10 protein-coding genes are annotated in these 13,459 nt (G+C 47.8%); 8 read left to right on the plus strand and 2 right to left on the minus strand.

Translation table 11 applies throughout. The features are described from left to right. Positions 1 to 170 precede the first annotated feature (170 nt). Positions 171 to 944: an AraC family transcriptional regulator gene (locus NZ043_RS25150; protein WP_091030098.1), complete on the minus strand. Its 774-nt coding sequence runs from the start codon at positions 942 to 944 to the stop codon at positions 171 to 173. A gap of 135 nt (positions 945 to 1,079) precedes the next feature. Between NZ043_RS25150 and NZ043_RS25155 the strand changes: the two genes are divergently transcribed. Further along, complete coding sequence (locus NZ043_RS25155) at positions 1,080 to 2,501, plus strand: family 43 glycosylhydrolase (protein ID WP_091030096.1); 1,422 nt, start codon at positions 1,080 to 1,082, stop codon at positions 2,499 to 2,501. A gap of 194 nt (positions 2,502 to 2,695) precedes the next feature. Here NZ043_RS25155 and NZ043_RS25160 read toward each other — a convergent pair whose 3' ends face one another. Then, on the minus strand, positions 2,696 to 3,607 hold the full coding sequence (locus NZ043_RS25160; protein ID WP_091030093.1) for an AraC family transcriptional regulator: 912 nt from the start codon (positions 3,605 to 3,607) through the stop codon (positions 2,696 to 2,698). A gap of 217 nt (positions 3,608 to 3,824) precedes the next feature. Between NZ043_RS25160 and NZ043_RS25165 the strand changes: the two genes are divergently transcribed. From NZ043_RS25165 to NZ043_RS25195, 7 genes are all read left to right on the plus strand, one after another. Beyond that, on the plus strand, positions 3,825 to 4,700 hold the full coding sequence (locus NZ043_RS25165; protein WP_091030091.1) for a fumarylacetoacetate hydrolase family protein: 876 nt from the start codon (positions 3,825 to 3,827) through the stop codon (positions 4,698 to 4,700). A 21-nt stretch (positions 4,701 to 4,721) separates the two neighbouring features. Then, complete coding sequence (gucD, locus tag NZ043_RS25170; protein WP_091030088.1) at positions 4,722 to 6,188, plus strand: alpha-ketoglutaric semialdehyde dehydrogenase GucD; 1,467 nt, start codon at positions 4,722 to 4,724, stop codon at positions 6,186 to 6,188. Positions 6,189 to 6,204: 16 nt separating this feature from the next. Next, positions 6,205 to 8,181 carry a YjhG/YagF family D-xylonate dehydratase gene (locus NZ043_RS25175; RefSeq protein ID WP_091030085.1) on the plus strand — a complete coding sequence of 659 codons (1,977 nt, stop codon included), beginning with the start codon at positions 6,205 to 6,207 and terminating at the stop codon, positions 8,179 to 8,181. A 62-nt stretch (positions 8,182 to 8,243) separates the two neighbouring features. Continuing rightward, on the plus strand, positions 8,244 to 9,860 hold the full coding sequence (locus NZ043_RS25180; protein WP_091030082.1) for a glycoside hydrolase family 43 protein: 1,617 nt from the start codon (positions 8,244 to 8,246) through the stop codon (positions 9,858 to 9,860). A gap of 315 nt (positions 9,861 to 10,175) precedes the next feature. Next, positions 10,176 to 11,399 (plus strand): sensor histidine kinase, encoded by a 1,224-nt coding sequence (locus NZ043_RS25185; protein ID WP_091030079.1) that lies wholly within the window; start codon positions 10,176 to 10,178, stop codon positions 11,397 to 11,399. Then, positions 11,396 to 12,043: a response regulator transcription factor gene (locus tag NZ043_RS25190; RefSeq protein ID WP_091030076.1), complete on the plus strand. Its 648-nt coding sequence runs from the start codon at positions 11,396 to 11,398 to the stop codon at positions 12,041 to 12,043. Before NZ043_RS25185 ends, NZ043_RS25190 begins: the two co-directional genes overlap by 4 nt. A gap of 111 nt (positions 12,044 to 12,154) precedes the next feature. Further along, positions 12,155 to 13,429, plus strand: coding sequence for a choline esterase (locus tag NZ043_RS25195; protein WP_339309540.1), 1,275 nt, complete (start codon positions 12,155 to 12,157; stop codon positions 13,427 to 13,429). The last annotated feature ends 30 nt before the right edge of the window (positions 13,430 to 13,459 follow it).

Below are 13,459 nucleotides of genomic sequence, written 5' to 3' on the forward strand. Positions count from 1 at the left end.
TATGCTTGAGAATATGTCATTGCAACATACAGTCTAAAACCTTAACTTAAAATGACAGCAGAGAACGCTAACAAGCTCGATGACGTTTATATCAATTGGACGACTAGGTTATGTGTAAACGCCCATTGGACAGAGTGGATGAGTGAGATTTATCTCTCCATTCTGTTATGTCAGCCGGGCTCTTCATGTCGTTTATGAAACTGTTTAGGCGAGGAACCGGTCATTTTTTTGAATTGCCTGCAAAAATGCTCGACATTACGGTAACCGCATCGATCGGCAATCTCTGCAACCGTATATGTGTGATGTCTGAGATATTCTTTGGCCAAACGTATTCGGCTATGAATAACATCCTCCATACACGAGAGACCAAAGGATTTCTTGTACATCAATTGCAGGTATCCCGGACTGACGTTTATGGTCTTCGCCATTTCTGTTATTGTCCAAGGATGGCTTGGATGGTTATGAATTGCCGTTCGAAGCTTCAACAAGGGATAGTGCTGAGGACTAATATCCACTTGGACACAAGACTCAAGCAATTTATTGAACAAGGTTCGCAGCAGGCAATTGATGGTCGATTCCCGGTAATCGTTCTGAAAAGAATGCTCTGCAACAAGCAATTGGAACAGCTTATGACAATATTCCGGATCATCCAGCGGGAAAGGTGTGCCTGACGGAAGGGAGGTATCGGTTACAAACGTTTCATCACTTTCAAAACGAATCCAATCATTAATATAGCGTTCTGAACAAGCCCGATAATATATTTTTTGATACGGTTTGAAAAGTACGGCACAATGAGCCGGGTAATCCTTAAGTTGTCCATCAACCCAAAACTGGGCAGGGGTCTTTGTAATGACCAATAGCCAGGCATCATGCCCTTCAGGGATATCAAAAACAAAATGGTTCTGATGTACCGCGTCACATTCCACGTAAAAAATAGAGGTCATGGTTCTTCTCCTTTCTCTTTAATTTGTAGAAATGAATAGTCACTACACTACTTAAGCTATTTTCTATTATACGAGAGTTATCTTTATTTCATAGAACGAATGTACTATTACGATTGTATGAGGAGTGTACGTTGAATGAATAAACAAGGTTTGAATCCATACCTTCCATCCTGGGAATATGTCCCTGACGGCGAGCCTTACGTATTTAATGACAGAGTATATGTGTACGGTTCACATGACCGTTTTAACGGACATGCCTTCTGTCTGAACGATTATGTATGCTGGTCTGCACCCGTAAATGACCTTGGGAATTGGAGAAATGAGGGCGTGATCTACCGGAAAACAGATGATCCACTGAATCCGGATGGCGATATGTGTCTGTATGCACCAGATGTTACGCTAGGTCCCGATGGACGGTATTATCTGTATTACGTGCTGGATAAAGTACCCGTAGTTTCGGTGGCTGTATGTGACACACCTGCTGGCAAATTTGAATTCCATGGGTATGTACAATATGCCGACGGCACTCGTCTGGGCGAAAGAGATGGGGATGAGCCGCAGTTCGATCCCGGCGTGATGACTGAAGGACAACATACCTATCTGTATACCGGTTTTTGTGCACCTGGAGACCAATCCAGACATGGCGCGATGGCTACGATACTCAGTTCAGACATGCTGACGATTGTGGAAGAACCCGTATTCGTAGCACCTAGCGAGCCTTACAGTGAGGGCAGCGGTTATGAGGGCCATGCATTTTTTGAGGCGCCTTCCATCCGGAAGAGAGGTGATACCTACTACCTGGTGTATTCCTCCATCGTTATGCATGAATTAAGTTATGCCACAAGTCAGTTTCCAAACAAAGGATTTACATATCAGGGCGTCATCGTAAGCAACTGTGATCTCCATATCGACTCCTACAAACCTGCTGACAAACCCATGTATTATGGAGGCAATAACCATGGCAGCATTGTGGAGATCAATGGAGACTGGTATATCTTTTATCACCGTCATACCAATGGGGACGCATTCAACCGACAGGGCTGTATTGAGAAGATATCTTTTAAAGAGGACGGCAGCATTCCTCAGGTGGAAATGACCTCCTCTGGTCCAAGTGGGAGACCGCTAGAAGGAAAAGGCGAGTACCCCGCATATCTTGCATGTAATCTTTTGACCAAAGATGATCAGAAGTACACTGGAGGTTTCGGAGCAGGAGCCTGGCTGGACAGCCGCTTTCCGAAGATAACCCAGGATGGCAGAGACGGTGATGAAGAGACTGGTTATATTGCCAATATGGTTGAATCCGCAACTGCAGGATTTAAGTATTTTGATTGCAGAGGAATTCGCGAAGTCTCAATCAAGGTGCGCGGATATTGTAACGGGGTATTCGAGGTCAAAACAGCATGGGACGGCCCAGCACTGGGTACAATCCCGGTGCATTTTACAAATCATTGGAAACCCTATACAGCCGAGATTATTATTCCTGATGGCGTACAGGCGTTGTATTTTACATATCGGGGTTCGGGAAGTGCGAGCCTCGCTGCATTTATTTTAGCGTAAGTATAACAGAGGAACATAGTCCCCCTGAGAAAGATAGAGCAGCTACTGGACATCCAGCAGCTGCTTTTTGTATTGGTTAGCTTCCTGCGGCTCAGAGATTGCTGCATCTCATGGTCGTAACACTCTTACTGCAATGGTCAGGTGGCTCTGGGATTACAGAGATTCTCTCAGGAATCTCAAAAAGTTAAGTATAGTCAATCTGAATGTGTGGCTTCTCCGGCCTGCTGTGAATGACTGCGAAATTCACTTGGCGCGATGCCTGTCCACCGCTTGAACTGGCGGCTAAAATGCGCATTGGTCTTATACCCCAGCATCATCGCAATATGGTCTATGTTCAGGTCCGTTTGTTTTAACAAGCGCTGCGCTTCGTTCAGAAGAGTTTCGGATAGAAACTTGCGTGGGGCGATGCCGTATACCTGCCGAAAAATACGATTAACCTGTGACGGGCTAATGCTCAGCGATTTGGCAATGTCCTGAATCCAGGTTCGCTCACTCTCTTGAATTTCCCCGTGAAGATGGATATATCTTACCGAATCCTCAATGTGCTCGGCAATCTGATGGGCAATGGTTTCTTTTCTCGACAATGTAACGGAGGCTTGCTGAGATAACTGGCCGACCAATGAACCAAGCAGTTCAAACACAGCGGCATGTACCTTCATTTGTTTGGAAGAAGATAGCGAACTCGACAAATTCTCTGTGGCCAGATTATACAAGGTAGACAGGGAAGAGGACAGCCCCAGAGCCAAATTCGAATTTGCCGGATAATAGATGTCTTTGCAACGGTTAAGTTCCCTGCAAAAGGACGTATCGTGTATGCTGAAATGCACCGAGAAATAAGTGAAACCCTCTGGTCCGGCACCCGTGCAAGAATGGGTCATACCAGGCCGGATGAACAGAAGGTCGCCAACCGACTGATGATAAGACTGCCCGTTGACAACCATGTTCATCTGCCCGTCCATCATCCAGTGGACTTCATACATTGAATGTTCGTGAGACGGATAAGTCCAGCTGGAATCTACTTTTCTTGCGTGCAGCCCCAATAGTTGAAAAGACATGCGAACATCGGGCAGACGACCTAAATACACAGCATCCGAAAGCTTGGTCACAGCAAGCCAACCCCCTTGTACTATTCTATATACCAACATCCTGTCATCGGAGTGTCCTCGTAAATCATCTTTAGTTCAACGGATCTAACCTCATCTTAACAGAAAAAAAATGCGTGAAAAGGGTAAATCGTCGGAGTGATTAGAACATCGTCATGAACCATAGCGGGTGCTATGGTAGTATTATCAACCCGATGGGGGAAAATGGAGGCAAGCTTGAATGAGAATTATTCGATTTCTGGACGGACAACAGAAGTGGCTGGCAGCCGTTACGGATGATGAACAAGCGTATCGTTTGCCGCAAGCAGATTTTATGACTTTGATCTATCAAGCAAGAAAGCAGGGGATTTCTCCAGTTCACCTTGTTGAAAGCGCTTTTAAACCGTTGAACAAGTTAACTGACGATTGGACTTCCTTGCATCTAATCACTCCATTGGAAGCTCCGGAAGTATGGGCGGCGGGTGTGACTTATCAGCGCAGCCGCGAAGCGCGAAATTATGAAGCAACGGAAGGCAAGCTGGATGCAAAGACCTTTTACGATAAAGTTTATGATGCCGAAAGACCGGAGATCTTCTTTAAATCCACAGCAGCCCGCACTATAGGACCGCTTGAGGCAGTCACGCTTCGCAGCGATTCCAATTGGCAGATCCCGGAGCCTGAGCTGGGGTTGGTGCTTGCCGCGGATGGCAGCATTGTGGGATACATCGTTGGCAATGACATGAGTTGCCGCGATATTGAAGGGGAAAACCCGCTGTATCTGCCGCAAGCAAAAATGTGGCGCAATTCCTGCTCCATAGGTCCGGCCATTCGTCTAGCGGAAACGGTGCAGAATCCATATGCGTTCAGCATCGTCTGCGAAATATATCGTGAAGGAGATTTGGTCGTCAAAAGCGAGGCAAGCACGAGTGAGTTAAACCGAAAACTCGATGAGCTGGTTTCTTTTCTGGCCAGAGATAACGATCTGTTTGACGGTACGGTGTTATTGACAGGCACTAGCATCGTGCCACCCAATGATTTTACACTTGCACCCGGGGACCGCATTGAAATATCCATTAGCGATATCGGGACACTTATTAATCCAGTCATTTCAAACTAATGTACAAGGAGGATGAATGTGATGACCACATTTCAGGTAGAGCAGACATACAGCAATTACATTAACGGAGAATGGGTGAAGGCGACATCCGGTGAAACCGAACCGAGCATCAACCCGGCGAAGCGGAAGGAGGTAGTTGGCTATGTACCCACCTCCGGCGTAGAGGATCTGAACCGGGCTGTCGCAGCGGCGAAGGAAGCAGCAAAAGATTGGCGGAGGTTATCGGGTGCGGAACGCGGCAACTATCTATTTCAGGCAGCCAATGTGCTGGAACGCCGGGCCGATGAAGTTGCAGAGGCGATGACCAGGGAAATGGGCAAAACACTCCCTGAAGCCAAAGGAGAGACACTGCGCGGTGTCGCAATCTTAAGGTATTACGCTGGAGAAGGCATGCGAAAAACCGGTGATGTCATTCCATCAACGGACAGCGAAGCACTGATGTTTACAACCCGTGTACCCCTTGGCGTTGTAGGGGTTATTGCTCCTTGGAATTTCCCAGTAGCCATTCCGATTTGGAAAACGGCTCCGGCCTTGATCTACGGCAATACGGTTGTGTTAAAGCCTGCTCAGGAAACCGCGGTCACTGCGGCTAAAGTAATGGAGTGTTTTGCAGAGGCGGGCATTCCGGCAGGCGTTCTTAATCTGGTATGCGGCAGAGGCTCAGTGATCGGATCTGCACTTGCTGAGCATCCGGATGTGGGCGGAATAACGTTCACAGGCTCCAATGAAGTGGGCAAACGGGTCGGCAGCGCAGCACTGGCACGTGGGGCCAAGTATCAACTTGAAATGGGTGGGAAAAACCCGATTATTATCGCGGCTGACGCTGACCTGGATTTGGCTGTGGAAGCCACGATCAGCGGTGGGTTGAAATCGACCGGGCAAAAATGTACGGCCACCAGCAAGGTCATTATTGAACGAAAAGTATACGATGCCTTCAAAGAAAAGCTGCTCTCGCAAATCCAGGAAATCCGGCTCGGTGACGGCATGTCTTCTGGAAGCTGGATGGGTCCATGTGCAAGCGAAGGACAGCTCAATACCGTGCTGAGTTATATTCAAAAAGGTCAGGATGAAGGTGCCGTTCTGCTCGCTGGCGGAAAAAGAGGGGACGGTCCGGGACTCGAAGAGGGATTCTATGTGCAGCCGACCGTATTTGAAGGGGTCGAATCCCATATGTCCATCGCCCGAGAAGAAATCTTTGGCCCGGTTCTGGCCTTGATTGCGGTAGATTCCCTGGAGGAAGCGATCGAAGCGGCTAATGACAGCGATTACGGCTTAAGTGCTTCCATCTATACACAGAACGTCGGAGCCATGTTGTCTTTCATCCGGGACATGGATGCGGGACTGGTCAGAATTAATGCAGAAACGGCTGGCGTAGAGCTGCAGGCTCCGTTCGGCGGAATGAAGATGTCAAGTTCACATTCAAGAGAACAGGGGCAAGCGGCTATCGAGTTTTTCACGGCCATCAAAACGGTCTTTGTGAAGTCATAAACTGTGGGAGGCTATCATGTACGAACAGATTACGTCGATTATGGGAGAGACCGCGTCCAACTGCTTCGATATCATAGCACATGCTCCCGGGGCTGACGGACGTCTGCCTTTAACGGATGATTTGCTGCGGAATGCTCCAAGCGGCGACTTGTTTGGCATGTCCCAGAATGTTGGAATGGGCTGGAAGCCCGGGGAATTGAACGGAAAACAATATCTGATCTTGAGTACGCAAGGTGGCATACGCAATGAAGATGGCAGCCCGGCAGCACTCGGTTACCATACGGGTCACTGGGAGGTCGGCCTGCTGATGAAGGCTGCCGCAGAAGAACTGTCAAGCCGGGGGGGAATCCCGTTTGCTGGATATGTCAGCGATCCGTGTGACGGCAGATCTCAGGGGACAACCGGCATGTTTGACTCGCTTCCGTACCGGAACGATGCCGCTATGGTATTTCGCAGACTGATTCGCTCGCTGCCAACACGTAAAGGCGTGCTTGGTGTCGCCACTTGTGACAAAGGCCTTCCGGCGATGATGCTCGCGCTTGCCGGCATGCCGCAATTGCCTGGTGTAATCGTTCCCGGTGGCGTCACACTTCCGCCTACGGATGGAGAGGATGCCGGTAAAATTCAGACCATCGGTGCACGGTACGTCAACGGGGAACTTTCTCTGGAAATGGCGTCGGATTTAGGATGCCGAGCTTGTGCTACACCGGGAGGAGGCTGTCAGTTTCTAGGTACCGCGGCTACAGCCCAGGTTGTAGCCGAGGCAATGGGTATGACAGTGCCACATGCCGCGCTTGCACCTTCCGGGCAGCCGATCTGGTTTGAAATGGCGCGCCAATCGTCACGTGCACTCATCCATATGGAATCACAGGGGATGAGGATGGCAGACATTGTCACGGATGCATCCATTCGCAATGCGATGACCGTCCATGCTGCGTTTGGCGGATCGACCAATCTGCTTCTTCACATACCGGCAATTGCCCATGCGGCTGGTTTAACCGTGCCTACGGTACAGGACTGGATACAAGTCAACAAGAATGTTCCAAGACTGGTGAGTGCCCTGCCAAACGGACCGATCTTTTATCCGACCATACGCGTCTTTCAGGCTGGAGGGGTACCAGAGGTCATGCTTCACCTCAGACAGCTGGGTCTGTTGGATGAGTCTGTACCAACGGTTACAGGTACTTCACTGGGTCAGGTATTGGACTGGTGGGAATCGTCGGAACGCCGTCATCTCATGCGGAAGCAGTTAAAAGAGAAGGACGGCATTGATCCGGACAGTGTCATCATGAGTGTAGAACACGCTCAGCGGCTTGGAATCTCATCGACCGTAACATTTCCAACCGGGAATATCGCTCCGGAAGGTTCTGTCATCAAATCCACCTCTATTGATCCTGCTGTGCTGGATGAGCATGGCGTATACCGTCATCGTGGCAGAGCAAAGGTGTTTACCACCGAACGTGAGGCGATCCATGCGATTAAGACCGGAGGAATTCTGGCTGGCGACGTTGTTGTGCTTCTCGGGCGAGGTCCATCGGGAACCGGAATGGAGGAAACGTACCAGCTTACATCTGCGCTTAAACATTTGCCTTTTGGCAAATACGTGTCTCTGATTACGGATGCCCGGTTCTCCGGTGTTTCCACCGGAGCGTGTATTGGTCATGTTGGCCCCGAAGCGCTGGCAGGCGGACCGATTGGCAAACTGCGGAACGGAGACCTGATTGACATCGCGGTTGATCGTAACACGCTGGAGGGCAGCATTAACTTTGTCGGAGAAGGAGAGCTGGAGTTTTCGCCGGAAGAAGGTGCACTCATCCTGGCACAAAGGGCCTTTCATCCAGATATGAGGCCTGATGAAGCTTTGCCGGATGATACAAAGCTCTGGGCTGCATTGCAATCGGTCAGCGGTGGGACTTGGAGAGGGAATGTATATGATGTAGAGCGGATCATAACCGCCCTGGAAGCCGGCAAAAAAGCGCTGGGCTGGTACTGATATCTACCTTTTGTGTATCTGTTGTTGTACAGATCATTACTTTCATACCGGAGGTTTCTTCCATGAATAAGATCAAGAAAATGATCACCAATCCCATCCTTCCCGGTTTCCATCCCGATCCGTCCATATGCCGAGCAGGAGAGGATTATTATATCGCTACTTCCACCTTTGAATGGTTCCCTGGTGTACGGATTCACCATTCCCGGGATCTGGTTCATTGGCGGCCAATTGCTTCTCCGCTGACTCGTGTAACGCAGTTGAACATGGAGGGCAACATTAATTCCGGAGGCGTATGGGCACCCTGTCTTAGTTACGACAACGGTGTGTTTTACCTGATCTACACCGATGTCAAAAGCCGGGTAGGCGCTTTTAAAGATACCCACAATTACCTTGTGACAGCAACGGATATCGAGGGCCCTTGGTCCGAGCCGGTGTATCTGAACAGCAGTGGTTTTGATCCTTCCCTGTTTCATGATGAAGACGGGCGCAAGTGGCTGGTCAATATGATATGGGATCACCGTAAGGACAAAAATCGGTTTGCAGGCATCGTTCTTCAGGAATATTCCGTCCAGGAACATAAGCTGATCGGACCGGCCGTTAACATTTTTAAGGGAACAGAATTAGGGTTGACCGAAGCACCCCACCTTTATAAACACAAGGGTTATTATTATCTGATTACTGCTGAAGGAGGAACCGGTTATGAGCATGCGGTTACAGCAGCACGTTCTCGTACGTTACAAGGCCCTTACGAGGTCGATCCTGCCAATCCGATCCTCACTTCATACGGCAGACCAGATTTAGCTCTACAAAAAGCGGGTCACGGCAGTCTCGTCGAAACGCACACCGGCGAGTGGTATATGGCTCATCTGGTCGGACGACCCGTTCATCACAAATATTGCATTCTTGGACGTGAGACCGCACTTCAGCCATGTACATGGAGCGAGGACGGCTGGTTGAGACTTGCGAGCGGTGACCGATATCCGGAGGTTCAGGTGCCTGCACCAATGATCCCGTCCCATCCGTTTGAACCGTTAGCGGAAATGGATCACTTTGATCACTTCGAGCTACGGCAGGATTGGAATACACTTCGCATTCCACCCGACTCGACTTGGCTCAGCTTGACGGAACGTTCAGGTTACTTGCGTTTGCGCGGAATGGAATCAATGAGTTCAACACACAGACAAAGCATGATCGCACGTAGACTCCAAGCCTTGGAATGTGAAGTCGAGACTTCTCTGGAATTTGCGCCGGACCATCCACAGCAAATGGCAGGATTGATTTTGTACTACGATACCCAGGACTATCTCTACTTACGTGTAACTTATCATGAAGAGAAGGGACCTTGCTTGGGGATTATTCAGTCCAAATACGGGGTATACGACGAACTGCTTCAGGATATTCCGCTAGAGTCGGTGAGCACGCTCCGTTTAAAGGCTGTGGTGAATCAAGATCGCGCCCGCTTTTACTATGTGATAAATAGTGATTCATCCTGGAATACAGCAGGGGAGTGGGTTGATATCACACATCTGTCCGATGAATCTCCGGAGTATATCCGGTTTACGGGAACCTATATCGGTCTTTGTGTACAGGATCTTGGCGGAACCCGCAAACATGCCGATTTTGATTACTTTATGTATAGAGAAAGAAAGCATGCAGCAGGTGTATTGGAAAACATGTGACGGTCTTTGAAAAGGAACATTATTCCATATAAATCAGTTGATATCGTTAGGGACAATAATGGAAACCAGCATGAAATGAACATGGAAAGTAAAGCAGCAAGAATAGAGGAATATATGCTCGCAGAAGTAAAGGAACAGGGCATAGTGCGGAGCAGGAAGGCTGAGTGTGATCATGACGATTCTGCTGGGGCTGGACTTCGAGACACTTCGTACATTAACATAGATGGAGTGAGATAATGATCGGTACAGTAATGTACCGTTTTTTTGTGTTTAGGAAGATTGTTTTGAGATAGTACCTGATAGAGGTGATCAAGCATGAGTAATTATTCGATAAACCAACCGTATACAAGCTCCCGATCTGATATTCAAAATGTTCTGCGTGATTCTCGTTTGCCTGCTTTGATCTGGGGCATTCTGATTTATTTTTCTGCATTGTATTCCCAGCTACCGATGTTGCCCACATGGTTTGAATTTATGATGTTTACAGCTCTCATTCTGGTTCACATTCTGCTGCATTGGTATGCCGGATACGTTGTCGATCGAAGACCCTGGATTTATTTTGTGACACAAGGATGTATTGTCTGGGGGTGTGCGTTATTCATGCCTAATGCTCATTCTCTCATCTTTGTAAGTCTATTGACGGCTTTGGCCGGTCAGAGTATTGGCGTATACGCTCAACGGATGAAGGTGCTTCTGGTATGTACCTTTTACTGTACCTTGTTTTCTGTCTCCCTGGTTTGGCTCGGGACTACCGAGGATTTGCCATCTACAGTACCATCGCTCTTCTTTATCATGTTTTTCGTAATCGGCTATGCTGCTTTGTTCTATAAACAAGTTCGTGCCAAATTACGGACCCAGTCGTTTTTACGTGAGTTGGAACGAGCGCACAGGAAAGTTGAGGAGCTAACGATTGCCAATGAACGTCAAAGGATGGCCCGTGATTTACATGATACCTTGGCACAAGGGCTGGCAGGTCTCATCATGCAGCTTGATGCCGTAGATGCGCATTTAGAAAATGATAATAACCACCGTGCCCACGAGATTGTTCAGTTGTCAAAAGCCCAAGCCAAGCGCACGCTTTCAGAAGCAAGAAGCGCAATTGACGACTTGCGTTCGTACTCTGCAGAGGTCATAAATATTTCTAAAGCGGTGAAAGAAGAGGCTGAACATTTCTCACATATGACAGGGATTCGTATTGTCACTCGGTTATCGATGCCCCATCTGGTGGTGCCGAAGTTGATCTTCGAACATAGCTTACATATCATCCGAGAATGCTTGGCCAATACAGCTAAATATGCTAATGCTACGAATGTAGAAGTCGTGGTTGCTGCGCAGGAAAACGAAATCGAGCTAAGCATAACGGATGACGGAATAGGGTTCGATACCAACCTTATCGAGAAACAATCCGGTAGTTATGGTCTAATTGGCTTATATGAACGAACCCGAATTATGGGCGGGGAGATCGAAATTGAAAGCGGAAAGCAAGGAACCCAAGTTTCTGTTCGCATCCCATTACAACAGGAGGACACCAACGTATGACAATCAAGATTCTTATCGTGGACGACCATTTCGTCGTTCGGGAGGGACTTAAGCTGATCCTGGAAACCAATCACAGGTACGAGGTAGTTGCAGAAGCATCTAACGGTATGGAAGCGATTCGACGGGTAGATACTTACAAGCCGGACATTATTCTATTGGATCTAAACATGCCTGAAATGGGTGGCCTTGATACCATGACAGCGCTCAGAGCTAAAGGAATGGATATACCGATCATTATTTTGACTACATATAACGAGGATGAAATGATGATCCGCGGGCTGGCTTTAGGTGCTAAAGGGTATTTGCTAAAGGACACGGGAAGAGAGATGATATTTCGTTCGATTGATGCAGCGATGCGGGGAGAAACGTTGCTACTTCCGGAGATCAGCGAGAAAGTATTTGCTCACAAGACATCAGAAAAGGCGAAAGAATCATCCTCGACGAGGATATCTCTCACAGACAAAGAGCTAATCGTGCTTCAAGCAATTGCCCGTGGCTCTCGAAGTAAAGAAATCGGCTTTGATATGGGCATATCGGAACGGACTGTAAAGACTCATTTAACGAGTATCTACAATAAATTGGGTGTGGATTCGAGACCGCAGGCCGTCGCCGTCGCGGTGGAGCGTGGAATATTGCATTTATAATAGAATTTTTATAGAGTTGCCCGATCGTACATGTGGGGATTGCCCTTTTGTACGATTTTTTATTTTTTTCCTCCGTTTATGATAGTTGCATGAATACAAATTGGAGGAAAAATGATGAAAAAAAGACTGACAACGATTCTGGCAACTGTTATCTCACTGACCATGCTATCCGCCTGCAGCAGCACTAGTAGCGGGACTTCCACACAGGAGGAAATTCCGAAACCTGAAAATAGCGTTGCTTCCGCACAGAATGAGTTTCCGAAACCGATGGGAAGTTATACGGTCGGGCGTACACAGATGGACTTCAAGTACACAGCATCAGACCATTCAGAAAGAGAACTGACGGCATTATTTTTCTATCCGTCCGACAGTAATGAGGGCAAGCCGACGGCAGAATATGCATTTCCGGAGTTTCATTCACTGAGGGATAAGCTTTTGGTTAGATTAGGGGGCACAGCGGGTGGTGAGCAGCTTTTTGATTCCAATTTCAAGACGTGGTCTTACGACGATCTGGCCTTGTCTGAAAAGGAAAAACAATATCCGGTTTTATTCTTTGTTCATGGCGCAGGCGCTTACCCACAGCAAGGTACTTTGTTCGCTCAAGACCTGGCAAGCGCTGGCTATATTGTGGTATCCATTGGCCATGCCGAAAGTGGTGTGTACAAACTTAAAGATGGACGAACGGTTGGGTTGTCAGAGAAATTTATGGACGAAGTAACGAAATACGGAATGGAAGCGGCCACCCTAACACCACCTGAAATTGTGACTGAGAAGCTTGAGGAAGAAGAAGCTATTGAGATTGCTCGCAAATTAACTTCCGCGCCTGAAGCAGTCAAGTTTGCAAAATATGCCGTTTTACAGAGCGAGGATATTCTATATGTTGCAGATAACTTGTACAAAATGAATACAGGTGACATGGAATCCATATTTAAAGGCAGATTACAGCTTGATCTCGGTATGGGTGTGTTCGGACATTCTTTTGGAGGAACGACAGCGGCAATTGTTAGCCGTGACGATGACCGATTTGTCGGCGCTGTAAACCTTGACGGTAATATGTTAGGTGCCTTGGATAGCGATTTTAAGAAACCTTTCATGCAGCTTAGCACCGTGCTAGCCTATAATACAAATGCATTTCTCCTTGAATCCAACAGTAAGGACACCTACTTTGCCATTATTGATAATGTAGTCCATGGTGACTTCTCCGATTCCTTGTTTACAACTACGGATAAAAAATCCAGAGGAACCCGAGACGCGATGGAACAGCGCAACATCATCACTTCTTATACAAAGGCGTTCTTTGATAAATATATGTTGAAAAAGGATACGGATATTGACAGCCTTACCTTTGACGGCGTAGAGATGATTAAGAAACCTCAAAAGCCTTAGTATTGATTTGCCTGGAGTTTTCAGAAGGGG

It is taken from the genome of Paenibacillus sp. FSL k6-2145, assembly GCF_037976585.1.
GTDB lineage: Bacteria > Bacillota > Bacilli > Paenibacillales > Paenibacillaceae > Paenibacillus.